The 20,550-nt window shown below is 74.3% G+C and carries 18 protein-coding genes and 1 pseudogene; 9 read left to right on the top strand and 10 right to left on the bottom strand.

What is annotated here, in order from left to right:
• Window positions 1-121 precede the first annotated feature (121 nt).
• A complete protein-coding gene (locus tag B1205_RS03955; protein WP_089154329.1) occupies window positions 122-409 on the bottom strand; it encodes a hypothetical protein in 288 nt (95 codons plus the stop codon).
• Window positions 410-1,095: 686 nt separating this feature from the next.
• On the opposite strand from B1205_RS03955, the gene B1205_RS03950 reads away from it, so the two are divergent.
• The 9 genes from B1205_RS03950 to B1205_RS03910 all read left to right on the top strand — a co-directional run bounded on the left by B1205_RS03950 (window position 1,096) and on the right by B1205_RS03910 (window position 11,732).
• Window positions 1,096-2,259 (top strand): ROK family protein, encoded by a 1,164-nt coding sequence (locus B1205_RS03950; RefSeq protein ID WP_089154328.1) that lies wholly within the window; start codon window positions 1,096-1,098, stop codon window positions 2,257-2,259.
• Window positions 2,260-2,296: 37 nt separating this feature from the next.
• A complete protein-coding gene (locus B1205_RS03945) occupies window positions 2,297-3,346 on the top strand; it encodes an extracellular solute-binding protein (protein WP_089154327.1) in 1,050 nt (349 codons plus the stop codon).
• Between the two features lie 109 nt (window positions 3,347-3,455).
• Window positions 3,456-4,529 (top strand): ABC transporter ATP-binding protein, encoded by a 1,074-nt coding sequence (locus B1205_RS03940; RefSeq protein WP_089154326.1) that lies wholly within the window; start codon window positions 3,456-3,458, stop codon window positions 4,527-4,529.
• Window positions 4,526-6,310, top strand: coding sequence for an ABC transporter permease (locus B1205_RS03935; protein ID WP_254909691.1), 1,785 nt, complete (start codon window positions 4,526-4,528; stop codon window positions 6,308-6,310). Before B1205_RS03940 ends, B1205_RS03935 begins: the two co-directional genes overlap by 4 nt.
• A complete protein-coding gene (locus B1205_RS03930; protein ID WP_254909690.1) occupies window positions 6,307-7,152 on the top strand; it encodes a creatininase family protein in 846 nt (281 codons plus the stop codon). Before B1205_RS03935 ends, B1205_RS03930 begins: the two co-directional genes overlap by 4 nt.
• On the top strand, window positions 7,149-8,099 hold the full coding sequence (locus tag B1205_RS03925; protein ID WP_217809745.1) for an amidohydrolase family protein: 951 nt from the start codon (window positions 7,149-7,151) through the stop codon (window positions 8,097-8,099). Before B1205_RS03930 ends, B1205_RS03925 begins: the two co-directional genes overlap by 4 nt.
• Window positions 8,096-9,547: a lyase family protein gene (locus B1205_RS32695; protein WP_089154324.1), complete on the top strand. Its 1,452-nt coding sequence runs from the start codon at window positions 8,096-8,098 to the stop codon at window positions 9,545-9,547. Before B1205_RS03925 ends, B1205_RS32695 begins: the two co-directional genes overlap by 4 nt.
• Window positions 9,544-10,464, top strand: a complete 921-nt coding sequence (locus tag B1205_RS03915; RefSeq protein WP_254909689.1) for an ROK family protein — start codon at window positions 9,544-9,546, stop codon at window positions 10,462-10,464. The genes B1205_RS32695 and B1205_RS03915 overlap by 4 nt, the downstream gene beginning before the upstream one ends.
• 539 nt (window positions 10,465-11,003) lie before the next feature.
• The gene (locus B1205_RS03910; protein WP_254909688.1) at window positions 11,004-11,732 is read left to right on the top strand and encodes a hypothetical protein; all 729 of its coding nucleotides are present in this window, start codon (window positions 11,004-11,006) and stop codon (window positions 11,730-11,732) included.
• 20 nt (window positions 11,733-11,752) lie between these two features.
• Here the strand turns inward: B1205_RS03910 and B1205_RS03905 are convergent, their stop codons facing one another.
• The 9 genes and pseudogenes from B1205_RS03905 to B1205_RS30840 form a co-directional block, all read right to left on the bottom strand.
• On the bottom strand, window positions 11,753-13,579 hold the full coding sequence (locus B1205_RS03905; RefSeq protein WP_089154323.1) for an AfsR/SARP family transcriptional regulator: 1,827 nt from the start codon (window positions 13,577-13,579) through the stop codon (window positions 11,753-11,755).
• A 101-nt stretch (window positions 13,580-13,680) separates the two neighbouring features.
• Window positions 13,681-14,637, bottom strand: coding sequence for a Gfo/Idh/MocA family protein (locus tag B1205_RS03900; RefSeq protein WP_089154322.1), 957 nt, complete (start codon window positions 14,635-14,637; stop codon window positions 13,681-13,683).
• Window positions 14,621-15,460, bottom strand: a complete 840-nt coding sequence (locus B1205_RS03895; protein WP_089154321.1) for an inositol monophosphatase family protein — start codon at window positions 15,458-15,460, stop codon at window positions 14,621-14,623. The genes B1205_RS03900 and B1205_RS03895 overlap by 17 nt, the downstream gene beginning before the upstream one ends.
• Complete coding sequence (locus tag B1205_RS03890) at window positions 15,457-15,993, bottom strand: flavin reductase family protein (protein ID WP_254909687.1); 537 nt, start codon at window positions 15,991-15,993, stop codon at window positions 15,457-15,459. The genes B1205_RS03895 and B1205_RS03890 overlap by 4 nt, the downstream gene beginning before the upstream one ends.
• Entirely contained in the window at window positions 15,990-17,486 is a 1,497-nt protein-coding gene (locus B1205_RS03885; RefSeq protein WP_089154319.1) for an amino acid adenylation domain-containing protein, read from the bottom strand. Before B1205_RS03885 ends, B1205_RS03890 begins: the two co-directional genes overlap by 4 nt.
• Window positions 17,487-17,518: 32 nt before the next feature.
• Complete coding sequence (locus tag B1205_RS03880; RefSeq protein WP_254909686.1) at window positions 17,519-18,694, bottom strand: acyl-CoA dehydrogenase family protein; 1,176 nt, start codon at window positions 18,692-18,694, stop codon at window positions 17,519-17,521.
• Window positions 18,687-19,841, bottom strand: a complete 1,155-nt coding sequence (locus B1205_RS03875; RefSeq protein WP_089154318.1) for an acyl-CoA dehydrogenase family protein — start codon at window positions 19,839-19,841, stop codon at window positions 18,687-18,689. Before B1205_RS03875 ends, B1205_RS03880 begins: the two co-directional genes overlap by 8 nt.
• Complete coding sequence (locus B1205_RS03870) at window positions 19,838-20,092, bottom strand: phosphopantetheine-binding protein (protein WP_089154317.1); 255 nt, start codon at window positions 20,090-20,092, stop codon at window positions 19,838-19,840. The genes B1205_RS03875 and B1205_RS03870 overlap by 4 nt, the downstream gene beginning before the upstream one ends.
• A 4-nt stretch (window positions 20,093-20,096) precedes the next feature.
• A pseudogene (locus tag B1205_RS30840) lies at window positions 20,097-20,550 on the bottom strand (type III PLP-dependent enzyme); the annotation flags it as partial.

Raw genomic sequence — 20,550 nt, 5'->3', positions numbered from 1 at the left:
CACGCGCGCCGGGACGGCGCGCGTGCCGTGGGGTGGTGGGGTAGGGGGTGCTACCGCCACGTAACCGCGTCGCAGCGACCGGAGTCAATGACATCGGACGGTTCCGGAACTCCGTACACGCTCAGTCACCGTCGCGCGACGGCGCTCGGCGGATCAGGCCGACGAGCGCCGCGATCCGGGCGACGTCGGCCGCCGCCGGGTCGCGCCGGGCGACGTCGGCGAGCAGGGTACGCGCGGCGGGCCGGCAGCGGACCTCGGCGGGCGCGATCCGGTCGGTGTCGACGAGCGCTCGCCCGGCGGCGGCGAGGCCGCCGGTGGCGAGATGGGTTCCGGCGGTGTCGACCAGGTGGGCGGCCCGGTGTTCGAGGGGCTCTCGACGGGTGGGATGGATGAGCGGGTGCGTCGCCACGTCGGTGAAATGGCGGCATCGCCCCGTCGGGAAGGCACCGCTTCGACGAACCGGTGTGGATCTCGCTGCTGGGAGGGCGGGGGCGGCGTCGGCAGCGCAAGCGATATGACTCTCGGGCATAATTATGCCTGAGGGTCATATTTTCTTGGGGTAGGTGCTTCGCTGGCCCGTCGAGGAAGGCGGAGCGGGTCCTTGCGGTGGGTGGGAGATCCCGGCCTCGGTGACTCCATTTCGCCGAAGTGGCGGGATCAGGGCGTGGGGGATATCGCCATATCGGCGCAGTGGAGTCGGTCAACTCTTGGACGCTGCCCGCCGGTTTCCGCCGCGCCGGAGGGCGGCAACCGGTGGGCGGTGCTGGGTTTGGGTGCGGCTGTTGTTGCCAGGGCGACATCAGGTGCACCCAAAAACGGGGTGGCCGGAGGCGGGGTCGGCGCCGACGCGCGCAGGCGGCCGCCGGCCGGTGCCGCCGACCGTCCACAATGTCGAGGTGCCCGGGGGTCGATGCGTCGGGCACCTTTTTTCGTGGACCGAACTAACGGCGGGTCGGCAGCGATGGCTGAGTCGAAGCGCCAGCGGATCCGGTCGCCCGACGGGTTGCCGTAAGGCCAGCTCAGGTGCGTCGGAGTCGGGTCCACGAGATCAGATCGTTACTTGACCTAATAGTTCGTTCGCCGTAGAAAGGAACTGTGACTGACGTGGTGACCCCACCGACGAGCCCGGTGAGCCGGGAGCGGTCGAAGGAGATCAAGCGCAGCAGCGTGATCTCCGCGGCCCGCTCCGCCCGGGTGCTGTCCCGTGCCGAGCTGACCGAGTTGACCGGGCTGAGCCCCGCCACGCTCACTCCGCTGGTGCGGGACCTGGTTGCCGAGGGCTACCTGATCGAGCGCGGCCCCGGCGCGTCCCGGGCCGGCCGTCCCCGCGCCATCCTGGAGTTCAACCCCCGCGCCGAACTGGTCGCCGCCGTCGCGCTGGAACCGGCGCGGATCAGTTGCGAGATCGCCGACAGCGACGGCGCGGTGATCGCCCACCGCACGGTGCGGCGTACCGGCGACATCGTGGACCTCATCTGCGCGGCCGTACCCGAGTTGGCCGGTGACGGGCTGCCGGCGCTGCGCGGGGTGGCCATCGCCGCGCCCGGTGTCTCCACCGGCGGCGCGGTCCGGCTCGCCCCGTCGGTCGGGCTGGTGCAGGCGCAGCCGGTGGGGGAGTCGGTGCAGCGGCGGCTCGGTGTGCCGGTCGTGGTCGACAACGACGTGAACCTGATGGCCGCCGGTGAGCACGCCGCCGGCGCCGGGGCGGACGTGGCCGACCTGCTCCTGCTGCACGTCGGCGACGGCATCGGCGCCGGCCTGGTGCTCGACGGGCAGGTCCGCCGGGGCGCCGGGGGCGCGGCCGGCGAGGTCGGCTTCCTGCCGCTCGACCCGGCCGACCAGGGGCACGACGGGGTCGGGCCGTTCGAGGCCCGCTGGTCCGAGAGCGCCATCGCCGAGCGGGTGGTGGCGCTCGCGCCGGGACGCCGGCCGGCCGCGCCGGTGCGGGCGCTGGTGGAGCTGGCCGCCGCCGACGAGCGGGCCGACGCCTACCTGGCCGAGGTGCTCGTCGCCTGGGCCCGGCTCGTCGTCTCCTGCGCCTGCGTGGTCGACCCCGGTCGGGTGCTGCTCAGTGGCGCGGCGGCCGACCTCGACGACGCCGCCGTGGCGCGGCTCCAGGCGCTGGTGTCCCTCGGCGCGCCCAGCCCGACCGAGGTCCGCCGCGCGGTCCTCGGCGACCAGGCGGTGCTGCACGGCGCGATCAGCTTCGCGCTCTCGGCCGCCGCGTCCGGATTGTCCACTCTGTTACCCGCTCCCTGATCGCCGCATCCCCCTCAACACCCCTCGGAGGTACCCCATGAGACGTCGACTCCTGCTCGCCGGTGCGCTCGCCACCGTCCTCGCCGCCGGCACCGCCTGCGGCGGCGGTTCCGGTGACTCCGGCTCCGGCTCCGGCGAGGCCGAGAAGCTCACCATCTACACGGCCCGCGACAAGAAGGTGACCACCTTCGTCGTCGACAAGTTCACCGCCAAGTACCCCGAGTACAAGGGCAAGGTCGAGGTGCTCAACCTGGGCGCCCAGGAGATCCTGGAGCGGGTCCGGGCCGAGAAGGCCAACCCGCAGGCCGACGTCTGGTGGGGCGGCACCCAGCAGGGCCTCGCCTCGGGCGCGTCCGAGGACCTGCTGGCGAGCTTCAAGCCGTCGTTCGCCGACAAGATGGACGAGAAGTACAAGGACCCGCAGGGCCGGTGGTTCGGCGAGATCCTGCTGCCCGAGGTCATCATGTACAACAACAAGGCGCTCACCCCGGAGCAGGCCCCGAAGGACTGGGACGACCTGCTGAAGCCGGAGTTCAAGGACAAGATCATCATCCGGGACGTGGCGGCGTCCGGCACCATGCGGTCGATCTACGCCTCGATGATCGTGCGGCAGTCGCCCGACGGCAGCAACCCGCAGCCCGGCTACGACTGGCTGAAGAAGCTCGACGCCAACACCGGCGCGTACGCGGCCAACCCGACCGACCTCTACCTGAAGCTCTCCCGTCAGCAGGGCACGCTGAGCGCCTGGAACCTCCAGGACATCCTGCTCCAGGCCAACCAGGCGAACATGCCGTTCGACTACGTGATGCCGGCCTCCGGCGCCCCGGTGCTGGTCGACGGCCTGGCCCAGGTCAAGGGCGGCAACAGCGAGGGCGGGCAGAAGTTCCTGGAGTTCCTCTTCGACGACTCGCTCCGCGCCGAGCTGGCGAAGGACTACTTCCAGATCCCGGCCATCGACATCGCGGACAAGCCGGAGTGGCTGGCGCAGCTCGACCTCAAGCCGCTGGACGTCGACTGGGACGTGATCGGCAAGAACGAGACCGAGTGGATCAACCACTGGAACAGCCAGATCAAGAACAAGGGCTGACCGGCCGGGACGCCGGGCGCACCCGCGCGCCCGGCGTCCCGTCGTCACCTCCAGGCACCGCCCACCCGTCACCGGTCGGACCCGGTTACCGGACGCAAGGAGAGGCATCATGATCGATGTCACGCTGGAGTCGGTGAGCAAGCGCTTCCCGCGTGCCGGCGACACCGCGGCGGTCGACGACGTCGACCTCCGCATCGGCGCGGGGGAGTTCTTCACCCTGCTCGGCCCGAGCGGCTGCGGCAAGACCACCACCCTGCGCATGGTGGCCGGCTTCTACTTCCCCAGCTCGGGCCGGATCCGCTTCGGTGCCGAGGACGTCACCAACCGGCCGCCGAACAAGCGCGACACCGGCATGGTCTTCCAGAACTACGCGCTGTTCCCGCACCTCAGCGTCGCCCAGAACGTGGCGTACGGCCTGAAGATCCGCAAGGTCGGCCGGGCCGAGGCCAAGCGCCGCATCGACGAGGCGCTCGGGCAGGTCCACCTGTCCGGGTACGGCGACCGGCGGATCGAGCAGCTCTCCGGCGGCCAGCAGCAACGTGTCGCGCTGGCCCGCGCCCTGGTCATCCGGCCGCGCACGCTGCTGCTCGACGAGCCGCTGTCGAATCTCGACGCCAAGCTGCGCGAGGAGACCCGGGTGGAGATCCGCCGGATCCAGCAGGACTCCGGCACCACCGCGCTCTACGTCACCCACGACCAGGCCGAGGCGATGGCCATGTCCGACCGGATCGCGGTGATGGAGTCCGGCCGGGTCCGGCAGGTGGGTACGCCGCAGGAGATCTACCACCGCCCCGCGACCGCGTTCGTGGCCCGGTTCATCGGCCGTAGCAACGTGCTCGACCTGCCGGTGGTGTCCGCCGGCCCGGAGACCGTGACCGTGGCGCTGCCCGGCGGCCGGGAGGTCCCGGTGGCCGCGCCCGCCGAGCACGGGCTCCGCGAGGGCGCCACCGCCCTGGTGTCGGTACGCCCCGAGCACATCACGCTCGGCCCGGCCACCGACGAGGGCGCGCTCACCGGGCGGGTGACCGAGCTGGAGTTCACCGGCATGGCCACCAACCTGCTCATCGACGTGGCCGGCGAACCGGTCCAGGTGGCCGCGATCGACGTGCCGGCCGGGCTGGCCGTCGGCGACCAGGTCGGCCTGCGCCTGCCGCCGGAGCGGATGTGGGTGGTGAACTCTTGAGTACCATCCCCGCCACGCCGAGCGCGGCCACCGTACCGCCGATCACCGAGGACCCGACGCCCCCGGGCGGCCGGCGTTTCCGCCGCCCCACGGTCGGCGCCAACTCACGCTGGTTCCCGTACGTTCTGGTGTTCCCGCTGGCACTGGTCCTCTTCGGCTACGTGGTGCAGCCGATGCTCGCCACCTTCGGCGAGAGCGTCGGGGTGGACGGGCCGGACAACTGGGCCAGCTTCCTCACCGGTGACGGGGTGGCCCGCTCCGCGCTGCTCACCTCGCTGATGATCTCCGCCGCGAGCGTGTTCCTGTGCGGTGTCGTCGGCGTGGCGATGGCGTTCCTGCTCAAGCGGTTCTCGTTCCCCGGGCGCCGGCTGATCGAGGCGATCATCCTGGTGCCGGCGGCGCTGCCGCCGCTGATCGGGGCGATCTCGTTCCAGCTCCTCTACAGCGAGACCGGCATCCTGCCGCGGGCGCTGCAACAGCTCTTCGGCACGGAGAACCCGGTGCTGCCGTTCAGCGGCATCGCCGGTGTGCTGGTGGTGCACACGTTCACCATGTACCCGTTCTTCTACCTGGCCACGTCCGCCGCGCTTCAGGGCATGGACCCCTCGGTGGAGGAGGCGGCCTACAACCTGGGCGCCGGTCGGGTGCGGGTGTGGCGCACGGTGCTGCTGCCGATGCTCACCCCGGCGCTGGTCTCCGCGTCGCTGCTGGTCTTCATGACGTCGCTGGCGTCGTACACCGCTCCGCTGCTGTTCGGGGTGGACCGGACGATGACCATGCAGATCTACATCAACCGCACCAACGGTGACCTGCCGATGGCCTCGACCTACGCGTCGGTGCTCGCGGTGGTGTCGGTGCTGTTCCTGCTCGGTATGCGCTGGTACGAGGGGCGGCGCAGCTACCGCTCCCAGTCGAAGGGCACCGCGAGCCACCGCCGGGAGGTCACCAACCCGCTCGGCCGCTGGCTGGCGCTGCTCGCCTCGCTGCTCGCGGTGGTGGTGCTGCTCGCCCCGGTGGCGACCATCGCGCTGGTGGCGTTCTCCGAGGACGGCACCTGGACCACCGAGGTGATCCCGTCCGGCTACACCACGCAGAACTTCGTCACCATCTTTACCGACGAGGGGGCGTACCGGCCGATCCTCAACTCGCTCCAGATGAGCCTGCTCGCCACCGTCGGCTGCGTCGTGGTCGGCGTGCTCATCGCGTACGCGGTGCGCCGGCTGAGCTTCCGCGGGCGGGGCCTGCTCGACGTGGCGGTCATGCTGGCCTGGGCGCTGCCCGGCACGGTGGTCGCGATCAACCTGATCTCGGCGTTCAGCACCGGCAACGCGTTCAGCTTCGGCCAGGTGCTGATCGGCACCTTCTGGATCATGCCGCTGGCCTACTTCGTGCGGTTCCTGCCACTGGTGTTCCGGTCCAGCTCGGCCACGCTGGCGCAGCTCGACCCGTCGCTGGAGGAGGCCGCCCGCAACCTCGGCGCGTCCTGGTGGCGGGCGTTCGGCACGGTCACGTTGCGGCTGATGCTGCCGGGTGTGCTGGCCGGCGCGCTGCTCGCGTTCGTCAACGGCGTCGGCGAGTTCGTCGCCTCGGTGCTGATCTACACGTCGGAGACCGCGCCGATCTCGGTGGAGATCAACAACCGGATGTACTCGTTCGAGGTCGGCACCGCCGCCGCGTACGGAATGCTCCAGGTGGTGTTGATCTTCGTGGTGATGGTGCTCTCCGGTCGGCTCCAGAGCGGCGGCCGGGCGGCGAAGGAGGCGGTCAAGTGGACGGCGTGACCAACCCTTGGCCGGACGGCGGCGGGCTGCTGCCCGCCGCCGGGATCCCCGGCGGCGAACTGGCCGCCGTGGTCGCGGCGGCGGACTTCGCGGTACTGCCGGTCGGCGCGGTCGAGTGGCACGGCCCGCACCTGCCGCTCGGCGCCGACCTGATCCTGGCCGAGGGCTTCGCCGCCGAGAGCGCCGCGCCCGGTCCCGGCCCGCGCGGCGTGCTGTTCCCGCCGGTGGCGTACGCGGCCTGCCCCGGGCAGACCCGACCCTGGCCCGGCACGGTGGCGATCCGACCGGAGATCGCGGTCGGCTACCTGGCCGACGTGATCGAGGGCATCGTCGCCGCCGGCTTCCCCCGGCTGCTGGTGGTCAACGGGCACGACGCCAACATGTCCACCGTCCGGGCCGCGATGGAGTGGGTCTCCGGGCGGCGCACCGCAAGCCTGCTGCTGGTCAACTGGTTCCAGCTGGTCACCCCGGCGGAGACCACCGAGCTGTACGGCGACGTGATCGCCCGCGGTCACGGCGGCGCGTACGAGACGTCCGGCGTGCTCGGCTTCGCGCCGGAGACGGTACGCCTCGACGCCGCCGCCGACCTGCCCCCGCGCCCCAAGCTGCCGGTGACCCACCCGTACGTGCTCGTCGAGTCCCGGCCCGACCCGTGGCAGGGCTGGTCCGGACACGTCTCCCGAGCCACCGAGGAGGCCGGGCGGAGCGTGCGCGCCACGGCCGGGGAGCGGCTGCGGGAGATCGTCGCCGCCTGGGTGGCCGCCCCGATGCCGGCCCCGCCCACCGCCGACCCGCTGCCGGGTCCGTCCGCCGCCGACCCGCTGCCCGGGGAGGACGCGTGACCGTCGACCGGGGACTGGACGTCGTCGACTTCCACCTGCACTTCCGCATCGGCGCCGACGAGACGGTCCACGCCTGCGAGGAGGCCGCCGGGATGCACCCGGGCGGCGCACACGAGCGCGAGGTGCGGGCGGCCGGGTCCGCGCCGTACGCCCGACAGTGGCGGCGGGCCTGGAGCTTCCCCGACCCGGAGCCACCGGCGCAGCGCTGGCAGGACGAGGCGGACCGGTGGGCCGACGAGCTGCGCGCGGTGCGGGTGCGCCGGGCCGTCTTCGTCACCGGCGGCGGCAACGACGCGCTCGCCGACGTGGTCGACCGGCACCCGGACCTGCTGCTCGGCCTCGCCCACCACGACCCGTACTCGCCGGACGCGGCCGCCGAGCTGGACCGGGCGGTCACCGGGCGCGGGCTGCGCGGGTTGAAGCTGTTCGCGCCGCTGCTGCGCGGCCCGCTCGACCACGACGACCTCGACCCGCTCTGGGCCACCGCCCAGCGCCTCGGCGTGCCCGTGCTGATCCACATCGGGCACTACGGCAGCGCNTACGGCGGGCCGGACGAGCTGGTCCGGATGGCCCGCCGGTTCCCCGAGCTGGCCGTGGTGGTGCCGCACTTCGGCGTCCAGCACGTCCAGGAGTTGTTCTTCGCCGCCTGGGGCTGCCCCAACATCCACATCGACACGTCCGGCTCGAACCAGTGGGTGCGCTGGATGCCGTACCGGCTCACGCTGGAGGACCTGTTCCGCCGCGCCTACGAGACGATCGGCCCGCACCGCATCGTCTACGGCAGCGACTCGTCCTGGTTCCCGCGCGGCTACGTCACCCGCTACCTCGACGACCAGCTCCGCGTCTGCCACGAGCTGGGCCTGCCCGAGGACCACCTGCGCGCGATCTTCGCCGGGAACGCCGAGCGGCTGCTCGGCCTGACCGTCGACCGGAAGGAAATCCGATGAGCACGCTGACCACCTACCAGCGCCACCACCTCGCCCCGACGTACGACCACCACGTCGGGCACCTCTACCCGGCCATGGTGCGCGCCAGCCAGGCGCATGTGGTGATGCTGACCGAGCAGGGGCTGATCCCCGCCGAGCGGGGCGCCCGGCTGCTGCGCGGGCTGGCCGAGCTGCGCGCCGACACCACCGCGCCGCCGGCGTACGACGGCAGCTTCGAGGACACCTACTACCTGCTGGAGAAGCGGCTCGCGGCGGCGTGCGGCATCCCCACCTCCGAGTTGGACGTGCAGCTCGCCCGCAGCCGTAACGACCTGGACGCCGGCGTGTTCCGGATGCTGCTGCGCGACCAGCTCGTCGACGTGCTCCAGCGGGTGCTGGACACCGGCCGCGTCGCGCTGGACCAGGCCGACCGGTACGCCGACGTGGTGATCACCGGCTACACCCACCGCCGGCCGGCCCAGCCCACCACGATCGGGCACGCGCTGGCCGGCTACGCCGAGGCGCTGGCGAACCAGGCCGCCGCCTACGCCGACGTGATCGACCAGCTCAACGTCTCGCCGCTGGGCTCCTGCGCGTTCGCCGGCACCGACCTGGACATCGCCCCGGCCCGGGTGGCCGAGCTGCTCGGCTTCGCCGGGCTGGTCACCAACTCCTACGAGGCGGTGGCCGGCGCCGACCACCTGGTCCGGGTGGGCACGCTCAACGCGCGGGCGCTGGCCACCGGCGCCCGGCTGGCCCGCACGCTGATGGACTGGCTGAGCTGGCAGTGGGTGACCACGCCGGGCGACTTCACCCAGGGCAGCAGCATCATGCCGCAGAAGCGCAACCCGGTGGTGCTGGAACACCTGGTCTCGTACGCCGGGCAGGCCGCGGCGGACGCCGCCTCGGTGCTCAACAACGTGGGCGCCGCGTGGTGGGAGGACTCCAACAACGCCACCACGGACGTGCAGGTGCGGCTCTGGGAGAGCAACGACCGGGCGGAACGCTTCTTCACGCTGGTCGGAGGCTTCCTCGCCGAGATCGCGCCGCTGAACCCGCCGAGCCGGGCGGAGATCGTCGCCTCCGGTGCCACCACCACCGCCGCCGCGGACGCGCTGACCCGGCACGGGGTGCCGTTCCGGGCCGCGCACTCCCTGGTCGGCCGGCTGGTGCGGGCCGGCGGGCCGGACACCTGGACGCCCGAGGGCGTACGCGCCGCCGCCGCGGAAACCACCGGGGCGCTGGACGACGCGGCGGTGGCCGACCTGATCGCCGCCGCCGTCCGGCCGGAGCTGGTGCTCCAGCGGGCCCAGGCCGACGGGCCGGGCGCCGCGGCGGTCCGCGCCCAGGTGGGCGTGCTGCGCGCCGCCCTCGACCCGGTGGCGGAGCGGCTGGCCGCGGTGCGCGACCTGCTGCGCGGCGCGGACGAGGCGCTGGACACCGTGGCCGCCGAGCTGGGGGACCGGTGAGCGTGCGGCTGTCCGGGCCGCCCGCCGCCGGCACCCGGGGCGCGGGACTGCTGCTCGGCATCGACTTCGGCGGCACCAAGATGGCGGTCGGGGTGTCCGACGCCGACGGGCGGCTGCTGGCCCACCGCCGGGTGCCCACCCTCGCCGACCGGGGCGCCCCGCAGGCGCTGGCCCGGGCGCTCGACCTGGCCGGCGACCTGGTCGGCGAGGTCGGCGGTCCGCTCGCCGCGGCCGGGGTCGCCTCGCCCGGCGTGGTCCGGCCCGACGGCATCGACCTGGCGCCCAACGTGCCCGGCTGGGAGCGGCTGCGCCTGGCCGACGCGGTCCGGGACGCGTTGGACGTGCCCCGGGTCGCGGTGGACAACGACCTGAACGCCGCCGCGCTCGCCGAGCTGCGCCAAGGCGCGCTGCGCGGTGTCGACCCGGGGCTCGTGGTGGGGATCGGCACCGGGATCGCGGCGGCCGTGACGGTTGGCGGCGCGGTCCTGCCCGGGCATCGGGGCGCGGCCGGCGAGATCGGGTACGCGGTGGCCGGCAGCCCCTGGCCGGGAACGATGCTGGAGCTGGACTTCTCCGGCCGGGCACTGGACCGGCTCGCCGCCGACCTCGGCGTGCCGGGCGGGGCCGCCGGCCTCACCGCCGAGGCGGAACGGCCGGGCGTGGCCCGGGACGCGCTGGCCGCCCGGGTCGACGAGGCGGCCCGGGCGCTGGCGACGTGCTGCCTGCTGCTCGACCCGCAACGGATCGTGCTGGTCGGTGGCGTGACGCGCAGCGCGTTGATCCGGCGGATGCTGGTCGACCGGTTGACCGAGGCGCTCCCGCACCCGCCCGACGTGGTGCGGTCCCGCTTCGCCGACGACGCGGCGCTGTTCGGCGCGCTCGCCCTGGCCCGGGACGCGGTGCCGGCGTCGCGCTGAGCGGGACGCCGGGACCTCCCGAAGGTGTTGCGTACGTCACATTTTCCGTCACGTTGAACCCCGCGCGACGAACGGGGAATCCCTTGTCGCGCAACGGTTCCGGCCCGGTGACGGCCGGTTGCCGGACGGCCGCGCGAGCCACCCGGGCACGCACCGGAACGACCCCGGCACCGCTGGTGAGGAGAGATCGGCTTTCGGCGATTCACAATTTTGCAGCCGTCACTACGCTGCGGGTTGGTTGATCGCCGGAACCACGGACGACAGGTGGAAGAACCTCAGATGAGTGACAATCACCCTCCCTACGGAGGCTATCCGGACCCGAACGCCGGAGCGTGGGGCAACCAGCCCGACCCGAATTCGCCGTACGGCACGCCCCCGGCTTCCGGCGCGCCCTACGGGACGCAGCCCGCCTCGGGCGCCCCGTACGGCGCGCAGCCGGCTTCCGGCGCCCCCTACGGCGCGCAGCCGGCCTCTNGGCCCCGTACCCGGGCCCGCCCGGTGCGCCCGGCTATCCCGGGCAGCCGGCGCCGTTCGCGCCGGTGCCGCCGCCGACCAAGTCCAAGAAGGGGCTGATCGTGGGCCTCGCCGCCGGTGCGGTGACGCTCACGCTGCTCTGCTGCGGCGGCGGGTTGGCCTACGTCGCGTTCGGCGGGGACGACGACGACCCGACGCCGGTGGCCTCGGGCACCCCGACCCCCGGGCCGGACGGCACCTCGACGCCGGGCCCGACCGGGTCCGCGCCGGAGTCGACCGGGCCCGAGCAGCCCTCCAACAACGACTCGCTGACCGCCCGCTACGCCAGCGAGTTCTCCGCGGTCTGCGAGGGAGGCGCGATCCTCAATGCCGCGCCGTACAGCGGGCCGTCGGGCGCGAAGGCGTACGTCTTCTCCAACGCGCCGGACCGGCCGAACTACTGGTCGCAGAAGTCCTTCAGCTCGGCCAAGCCGTACTACGCGAAGTCGGCCGACTTCGCCACCGCCTCCGTGGTCGGCTGCCTGAAGATGGTCGAGGGCAGCGAGGGTACGCCGAAGAAGTGTGACTACAAGGCCAGTGACGGCAAGGCGGTCACGGTCGACTACATCTCCTCGCGGTACACGCTGACGTTCCACGCCGCGAAGACCGCCGAGAAGATCGGCGACGGCGGCACGGTGACCGCGCCGGCCGCCCGCTGCCCGAGCTTCATCTCCTACAACAGGACGACGATGAAGTCGTACGCCGCGCCGGACAGCGGCACGATCGAGGCGGCGTTGGACCGCTTCCTCAAGTAGCACGGGCGCCGGGCCCCGGCCTAACCCGGGGCCCGGCACTCCCGGGCGAAGATCCGCAGCAGCGCCGGCAGGTGGAAGCGCTGCCCGGGTCCGTCCGACTCGACCGGCAGCAGCAGGTTGTGCTGGACGAGATGCTCGACCATGAGGTTGGCCTGTTGCCGGGGCAGGTGCAGGATCTCCACCGCGCTGGACGCGGTGATCAGCGCGTCGGCGGTGGCCAGCGCCCGTAGCGCGCGTCGGGCGTCGACGTCCAGCGCCCGGTAGCTGACCGAGAAGCTGTCCCGCACCGAGATGTCGCCGACGACCAGCTCCGCGAGCCGGTTCTCCTCGACCTCCAGCTGGTCGGTGAAGCCGGACAGGGCGACGTCCGGCTGGGTGACCAGCCGGCTGCCGACGATCCGCAGGGCCAGCGGCAGGCGGTCGCAGGCGGCGGCGATCCGACCGAACACCTCCGGCTGCTCGCGGACCCGGCGTTCACCGGCGATCGTGGCCAGCAGCTCCACCGCGTCGGCCCGGTCCAGCGCGCCGAGCGTCAGCCGCCAGTCGACGTCCAGGTCCAGCAGGCGCTGCCGGCTGTTGACCAGCACCAGGCTGCGGCCCGCCCCCGGCAGCAGCGGGCGCACCTGCTGCGCGCAGTCGACGTCGTCGATGATGAGCAGCAGCCGCCGGCCGGCGAGTGCGCAACGGAGCACGGCGGCCCGCTCCCGGATGTCCTCGGACACGTCGGTCAGCGGCACGCCCAGCTCGACCAGCAGCTCCCGGATCAGCTCGCCGCTGCGGCGTGGCGCGGCGTCCCCGCTGTCGAAGCTGACGAAGAGCTGCCCGTCGGGGAAGAGGTCGGCCAGGTCGTAGCCGCTGGACACCGAGAAGGAGGACTTGCCGACGCCCGGCGCGCCGGAGACGAGCACGACCGCGGCGTGTTCGTCGGCCCCGGTGGATTCGGCGACCCCCTCGGCGATGGCCCGGAGCTGGCTGGTCGTGGTGTCCCGGCCGACCAGGGCCGGTGGTTTCATCGGCAGCGCCTGCCGGCCGGCCGGCGGCGCCGGGGGAGCCACGCCGGTGGCCACGCCCGGCCGGCCCGCCGGCGCATGGGCCTGCGCCGAGTCGGCGTCGAGCGCCGCGTGCAGGGCGCCCTGGAGGGCGGGCCCCGGATCGACGCCGAGTTCGTCGACGATGCCGCGCCGGGCCTGCTGGTACGCGGCCAGCGCCTCGCCGACGCGCCCCGCCAACGTCAGCGCGGTCACGAGCTGCGCCTGCCACCGCTCGTCCAGCGGCTCCTCGGCCACCATCCGGCGCAGCGAGGGGATGACCCGGGCCGGCTGGCCCAGCCGCAGGCGCAGCTCGGTCAGCTCGGTGGTCATCCCCCGGTGCTGCTCCCGCAGCGCGGTGACGGTCGCGCCCAGTTCGGCGCCGAGGTCGGGCAGGTCCTCCAGCGGCCGACCGCGCCACAGCTCGACCGCCCGGTCGAACAGCTCGGCCGCGGCCTCCGGCCGGTCCTCCCGGGCGACCCGGCGCGCGTCGTCGGCGAGCCGCTCGAACCGGAGCAGGTCCAGTTCGTGCTCGTCGACCCGCAGGTGGTAGCCGGTGCCGTCGTGGACCAGCCGGTCGGCCGAGTCGCCGCCGCGCGCCAGCACCTGCCGCAGCCGGTGCACGTACGTCCGCAGGTTGTGCACGGCCGACGCGGGCGGCGCGTCGGGCCAGAGCGCGTCGATCAACCGGGAGGTGGCGACCGTGCGTCCGGGGCTGAGCAGCAGCACCGCGAGCAGCAGACGCGGTTTGGTGCCGGTCAGGGCGACCACGCGGTCGCCCACGGTCAGGGCCAACGGACCGAGCACACTGAACTGCATGGATGTGGTCCCTCGCTCGGCGGTACCGTCCACAGTGCGGTGACCGATGCAATTCCCACCCGGGGCCGGCAGCGAACCCGGCTCCCAGATGGCGCAAGGACTCACTGATCGGGGTGTATGTCGTGACCCACGGTGAGCTGGGTCGTCGCCCGATGCGCGGCGTCGAGCACGGCGACCGCGTCCGCCACCCGAGCCCCGTCGGAGCGCCCCGCGCGGACCAGCCCGGCGAAGTCCTCGGCCTGGCGGGCCAGCGCCGCGTGCATGGCGGCGTCCCCGTCGGCCGGGTCGAGGAAGGTCAGCCGCTCATGGTCCCGGGTGCCGAAGACCTCGACCGTCGCCATGTCCCCGCCCGGATGGTGGCGGCCGAGCGAGACCAGCGCGGTGCCGCCGCCGGAGAGGCCGAGCAACGCCTGCGCGCTGTCCACGTCCCGGCCGCGTACCGCCGGGTCGGTGACGGGCCCGGCCGCCTGCGCGGCGACCCGGGTGACCTCCTGCCCGGTCAGCCATCGGATCTGGTCGAACTCGTGCACCCCCATGTCCACGAAGATCCCGCCGCTGCCGGTGCGGAACGCCGCCGCCGGCGGTTCGCCGTCCCACTGCGACGCGGCCACGAACAGCACCTCGCCGAACGCGCCGCCGGCGATCCGGTCGCGCAACCGGCGCAGCGCGGGCACGTACCGTCGCCAGTAGGCGACCTGGAACGCGATGCCGGCGGCCTCGGCCACCCGACCCGCCTCGGCGGCCCCGGCCGCGTCCAGCCCGGCCGGCTTCTCGCACAGCACCGGCAGCCCCGCCTTCGCGGCGGTCGCCACCAGCGCCCCGTGCCGGCCGGTGGGCGCGGTCACCAGCAGACCGTCCGGCACGGCGTCGGCGAGCAGGTCCTCCACGCTCGGGTACGCCGGCAGCCCGGCGGCTTCGACCGCCGCCCGCGCCGCCGGCACCGGATCGACCACGTGGCTGATCCGGACCGCCCGGTTGCCCGCCAGCGCCCGCAGGTGGTGGCGGCCCATCCGACCCGCCCCCACCAGCGCCAGCCGGAATTCATCGTTCCTGGTCATCGTCGGTTCCCCTCTCCTCGGTACGGTCCGGGCCCAGCCAGTCGGCCAGCGCCGCCACCACGGCCGGCGCCCCGGTGGCGAAGACGGTCTGCCCGTCGCGCCGCCACCGGCGGCTTACCCCGCCGCCGGCCTCGACCAGCGCGGTGCCGGCCGCGACGTCCCACGGCGCCGGGTCGAAGCTGACGAACGCGTCCAGCTCCCCGCTTGCCACGGCGGCGAGGTCGCACACGGTGGAGCCCGAGTTGCGCAGGTCGGCCACGCGCGGCGCGACGTCGACGAGCGCTCGATACGACCGTCGCCGCGGGTCCGGCGCGTTGGGCACCGCGAACGCCACCAGGGCGTGCCCCGGCGTCGCCTCCCGGTTGACCGCGACCGGGGCGTCGCCGTCGTGCGCGCCGTCGCCGTCGAGCACCAGGCAGGCGCCGGTGGCCGGTTGCAGGATGGTGGCCGCGACCACCCGCCCGTCGCCGTCGCCCACGTCGCAGCCCGTCGCCACGGCGATGCTGACCGCGTAGCGGCTCGCGCCGTGACTGAAGTTCAGCGTGCCGTCGAGCGGGTCGACGATCCAGCGCAGGCCGGAACAGCCAACGCTCAACCCGGACTCCTCGGCCAGCACGGCGTCCTGCGGCCGGTCGCGGGTGAGCAGGTCGAGGATCGCGCGTTCGCTGGCGTGGTCGGCGGTGGTCACCGGGTCCTGCGCCGCGCCGCCCTTGTGGATGGTCCGGAAGCCCCGCTCGCGCGCCTGCCGGATGGCGTCGGCCCCGGCCCGCGCCGCGCGCAGGCTCAGGTGGCGCAGGTCGCCGGGAGCGGCACCGATGCTCATCGCGCCACCCCCGCCTCCCGCAGGTCGGCGACCCGCGCGTAGTGGCCGTCCAGGAACAGCAGCGGCGGCGTCGACCGGAGCAGGCCGGCGGAACGGACGGTCCCCATCAGCACGGCGTGGTCACCGGCCGGCTCCGCCGACACCGCCTCGCACCCGAAGAACGCCACCCCGTCGGTCAGCCGCGGGCAGCCGGTCTCCCGCTCCGCGTCGTACGCGACGCCGGCGAAGCCCGCCGCGCCGGTCGGCCGGCCCCGGCTGGCGAACCAGGCGGCGTCCCCGTGCTGGTCGTCGGCGAGCACGGTGACCGCGAACCGGCCGGTGCGGCGGACCGCGCCGAGCAGCCGGCAGTCCCGTCGCAGGCAGACCAGCAGCATCCGGGGAGACAACGACACGGTGGTGAACGAGTTGACCGTCATGCCGAGCGGTCCGTCGGGTCCGACCGCCGTCGCCACCGCCACCCCGGTGGCGAAGCGCCCGGCCACCGAACGGAACGCCCTCTCCTGCTCGTCCGCGTTGCCGGTCGGGGTCATCATCGTGCTCCTCTCGTCCCGCCCGGGTCGCCGACCAGGGCGGCGGTCCGGCGTCGGTCGGTCTTGCCGTTGCCGTTGGTGGGCAGCGCGGCGACGTGGTGGATCCGGGCCGGCACCATGTAGCCGGGCAGCCGGTCCGCGCAGCGGCCGGTCAGCTCGGCGGCGATCCCGGCGACGCCGGTGTAGACCGCCTGGAGGGCGACGTCGTCGCCGGTGCCCAACGCCAGCACCACCGCGTCCTGCACACCGGGGTGGCCGCGCAGCACCATCTCGATCTCGCCCAGCTCGATCCGGTAGCCGCGCAGCTTCACCTGGTCGTCGAGGCGGCCGTGGTGCACGAGCGTGCCGTGCTCGCGGCGGACCCGGTCGCCGGTGCGGTAGTAGCGCCGCCCGGCGTGGGTGACGAACCGGCTCTCGTCGTCTGCCGGGTCCAGGTAGCCGGCGAAGCACTGCGGCCCCCGGACGCACAGCTCACCGTCGTCGCCGTCGGTGCTGCCGTCCTCGGCGCGCAGGATCGCGTCCAGGTCGGCGTGCACGTCGCCGATCGGCACCGTGCCGTTCGACGTCGCCGGCCACCGCGCCGGGTCCGCCGGCACCCGGTGGGCGGTGCAGGTCACGGTCAGCTCGGTGGGCCCGTACAGGTTCTCCACCACGCTGCCCGGGGCGGCCGCCGCCCAGGCCCGCGCCTGGTCCGAGGTGAGCTGCTCACCGGCGAAGAGGCTGTGCCGCAGGCCCGGCATGGCGCCGGGGGAGAGCATCCGCATCCGGCGGGCCAGCGACACCACCGACGGCACCGAGAACCAGTGCGTGATCCGTCGCTCGTTGACGAACCGCACCGGCGTCAGCACCTCGTCCGGCTGCGGCACCACCAGCGTGGCGCCGCCGCCCCAGGCCACGAACATGTCGAACACCGACGGATCGAAGGTCAGGTCGAAGGTCTGCGACAGCCGGTCGCCCGGAGCGACCCGGTAACGGTCGCGGCAGTGCGCGAGGTAGGCGTCGACGTTGCCGTGCCGGATCGGCACGCCCTTCGGCCGCCCGGTCGACCCGGACGTGAACAGCAGGTACGCCACGTCGTCCGGCCCCGCCCGGGGCACCGGCGGCGGCTCGACCGGCGGACCGTCCAGCCGTAGCGTGGCGGCGTCGCCGGCGACCTCGGCCGCGACCGTCGCGCCGGCGGCGTCGAGCACCAGGGCGTCCACCCCGGCGTCGCGGCACAGCCGGGCGTTGCGGGCCGGCGGGAAGGCCGGGTTGAGCGGCACCACGACCGCGCCGGCCCGCAGCGCGGCCAGGTAACCGGCGTACGCGGGCAGGCTGCGCGCGGCCAGTAGGCCGACCGCGCGGGGCCGCCGGCCGACCTCGGCGTGGATCCGCCCGGCGAGGCCGTCGGCGAGGTCGCGCAGCCGGCGGTAGGTGACCGACTCCCCGTCGACCTCCAGCGCGACCGCCTCGGGCACGCGCGTCACGCTGTGCTGGAACCACTGGTAGAGACTCACGGCGTTGCTCCCTTCCGGTGCTGTCGGTGCGGTCAGCTCACGTCGCCGACCAGCTCGTCGGCGTGGTCGGCGATGCCGGCGAGCATCGCGCCGGTGGCGCCCCCGGCGATGCCGAACATGGCCGCCTCGGCGCGCACCTGCGACTCGCCGCCGTCGCGGAACGCGTCCGCGCCGCGCAGGCGTACCGCCTCGGTGGTGACCCGGTCGACGGTCTCGGCGGCGGCGACCTTGAGCACCATGCCGGTGGCCGCGGCCGGCACGGCGTGCGGCGACGCCAGCGACGACGCGCACAGCGCGTCGAGTTGGCGCACCGCCACCAGGCAACGGGCGTACCGTTCGCGGATCGCCGGACGGTCCCACAGCGTGCCCTCGGCGGCCGGTCGCCGCCGCAGCCAGTCGAGCAGCCCGGCCAGCAGCCGGTGGCACATCGCCCGGGCCCAGAGCGCGCCGGCGAGCCGTTCGACGCCGGCCTGCCGGGCGAAGGCGGCCAGTGCCCGGCCGGGTCGGCCCACCACGGCGTCGCCGTCCAGCGCGACCCCGGCGAAGCGCAGGTGGCCCACGCCGGCGCCGGCGAACGCCCGCCCGGCGGATTCGGTGCTGACGCCCGGCGCGGCGGCCGGCACCAGCAGCCAGCAGAAGCTGGTGAAGTGCCGCGACTCGCGGTGCCGGGCCAGCACCAGCGCGGCGTCACAGCTCGTCGCGTTCGTGATCCAGTCCTTGCCGCCGTCCAGGGTGGCCGTGCCCGCGCCGAACTTCACCCGGGTGGTGGCGTCGAGCAGGTCCGAGCCGGAGCCGGCGGCGTCGGTGACGGCCAGCGCCACCACGGTCTCGCCGCGCAGCATCCCGCGCCGCGCCCGTTCCGCCGGCCCCTCGGTGCCGGCCAGCAGCGGCGCCACGGTGGCGACCTGCACGCAGACCGACAGGGTCACGCCGAGCGGGCAGCGGGCGTCCAGCTCGGTGAGCAGCGCCGCCAGCCGGCCCGGGTGCGGCTGCGCGCCGTCCGGGTAGAGACCGGCGGTGATCCCGGCGACGCCCAGGGCACGCCACACGGCGCGCGGGTCGGCGGGGTCCACGCCGGCCAGCGCCGCGCGGATCCCGGCGCGGTCTCCCGCACGGTCCGTGCCGGCCAGCGCCGCGGCGGCCCCGGCGTGACGCCCGGCCGGCGCGGCGGCCGGAGTCGCGGTGGGTGCCGGTGTCGACTCAGGCAAGACGCACCCCCGGGTCGCGCAGCGACAGCGCCCCGTTCGCCAGCCGCAGCCGGTCGTTGGCGTAGTTCAGCGACGCCGAACGCAGGTCCCGGAAGGTGCGCTCCAGCGCCAGCGGCGAGTCGGTCAGGTAGCCGTGTCGCAGGCCGACCAGCTCGACCAGCTCGTCCGCGGCGGCGAACGACTCCTCCGCGGCGCGGATCTTCAGCGTGTTGAGCAGCAACTGCACCGGCGCGGCCGACATGTCCGGCGCGTCGTCGACCACCGACACGGTGTGCCGCAGCAACGCGTGCGCCGCGTCCAGCCGGGTCCGGATCCCGGCCAGCCGCAGCAGCACCAGCTCCGAGGAGGGGGCGAACTGCCGCCGTCCCGCCTCGCTGCGCGCGTGCCGCAGCACCCGCCCGTACGCCCCGGCCGCCGCGCCGAGCCAGGCCGCGGCCCAGCCGACGTGCGCCAGCGGCGCGAAGACCGTGGTGGCGATCTCCCGGAAGCCGCCGTGCTCGCCGACGACCTGCCACTGCGGCACCGCGCCCCGCAACCGCATCGGCACGCTGTGGGTGGCCCGCATGCCCAGCGGCCGCCACCCGCCGGTCACCTCGATCTCCAACTGGTCGCGGGCGGCGTAGACCAGGTCCACCCGGGCCGCCGAGCCGGCGTCCGGCGCCTGCGTGGTGATGAGGAACGCGTCCGCGTACGGGCCGCCGGTCACGATCGGGGCGGCCCGGTCGACGCGCAGCATCTCGCCGTCGTGGGTCAGGGCCGACTCGGCGGTCAGCAGATGCCCGCCCTTGCCGGCCTCGGTGGTGACCGAGCCGAGGTAGCACTCGCCCCGGGCCACCGCCGGCAGCACCTCGGCGCGTAGCTTCTCCCCGCCGTACGAGGTGATCGCCGCGACCTGCTGGCAGTGCATGGCGAAGACCATCGCCACCGACATGTCCACCCGGCCCAGCGCCAGCGTCACGTCGACCAGGTCGGACAGCGTGCCACCGCCGCCGCCCTCGTCGGCCGGGACGAGCAGCCCCAGCAGCCCGGTACGCCGCATCGCGGCCAGCGCCTCGGAGGGGAACCCGGCGGTCTCGTCGGCCCGGCGGGCGTGCTCCGCCGCCACGTCGGCCACGGTCTCGACGGCCGGGGCGTACCCGGCGGTCATCGGGTACCACCACCGACCGGCGCGCGCAGTTCCTCGACCACGCCCCACAGCCCGCCGGCGGTGGCGAACGTGGAGTCGACGAGCTTGTCGTCGGGCACCGCGACCCCGAACGTGTCCTCGATGGCGAAGAGCAGTTCGATCTCGCGCATCGAGTCGAGGCCGAGGTCGCGCAGCCGGGCCTCCTCGGTGATCTCGTCCGGGCCGGCGAACTTGAGGAACGGCCGGAGCAACTCGGTGAATTCGGCGTTCATGACGTCACCTTTCTTCTCGTGGTTCGTCGTCGGCGGCCGGCACGTCGGCCGGGAGCCGGGTCAGCGTCAGCCGGGTCGTCCCGACGATCCGGTCGCCGTCGCAGACCACCTCGACCGGCGCCGGGTGACCGAGGAAGGCCAGCAGGCTGGCCGAGAGCCCGTACGCGCCGACGTTCGGCACCGCGAGCACGTCGCCCGGCCGGACGTCGGGCAGGGTCGCGGCGCGGGCCCAGGTGTCCAGCGGGGTGCACAGCGGCCCGGCCAGGATCGCGGTGCGCAGCGGCTCGCCGTCGCGGCCGTCGGCCGCGTGCAGCGTCGGCACCAGCGGCGGCAGCCGGCGCAGGCCGGACATCCCGCCCAGGTGGTTGATGCCGGACTCCAGCACCACCACCGGCGTGCCCTGCGACCGCTTGACGTCCAGCACCCGGGTGAGCAGCGTGCCGGCGGTGGCGGTGAGG

Source organism: Micromonospora sp. NBS 11-29 (assembly GCF_002140155.1).
Lineage (GTDB): Bacteria > Actinomycetota > Actinomycetes > Mycobacteriales > Micromonosporaceae > Micromonospora.
The sequence above is the reverse complement of the archived record's forward strand: the minus strand, read 5'-3'. Positions and strand labels throughout refer to the sequence as shown.

What these genes read in the sequence shown, in the direction of transcription:
- B1205_RS03945 (WP_089154327.1), top strand. Translation starts at nt 2,297, where the DNA reads ATGAGACGTCGACTCCTGCTCGCCGGTGCGCTCGCCACCGTCCTCGCC.
- B1205_RS03940 (WP_089154326.1), top strand. Translation starts at nt 3,456, where the DNA reads ATGATCGATGTCACGCTGGAGTCGGTGAGCAAGCGCTTCCCGCGTGCC.
- B1205_RS32695 (WP_089154324.1), top strand. Translation starts at nt 8,096, where the DNA reads ATGAGCACGCTGACCACCTACCAGCGCCACCACCTCGCCCCGACGTAC.
- B1205_RS03905 (WP_089154323.1), bottom strand. Translation starts at nt 13,579, where the DNA reads ATGCAGTTCAGTGTGCTCGGTCCGTTGGCCCTGACCGTGGGCGACCGC.
- B1205_RS03900 (WP_089154322.1), bottom strand. Translation starts at nt 14,637, where the DNA reads ATGACCAGGAACGATGAATTCCGGCTGGCGCTGGTGGGGGCGGGTCGG.
- B1205_RS03895 (WP_089154321.1), bottom strand. Translation starts at nt 15,460, where the DNA reads ATGAGCATCGGTGCCGCTCCCGGCGACCTGCGCCACCTGAGCCTGCGC.
- B1205_RS03890 (WP_254909687.1), bottom strand. Translation starts at nt 15,993, where the DNA reads ATGATGACCCCGACCGGCAACGCGGACGAGCAGGAGAGGGCGTTCCGT.
- B1205_RS03875 (WP_089154318.1), bottom strand. Translation starts at nt 19,841, where the DNA reads ATGACCGCCGGGTACGCCCCGGCCGTCGAGACCGTGGCCGACGTGGCG.
- B1205_RS03870 (WP_089154317.1), bottom strand. Translation starts at nt 20,092, where the DNA reads ATGAACGCCGAATTCACCGAGTTGCTCCGGCCGTTCCTCAAGTTCGCC.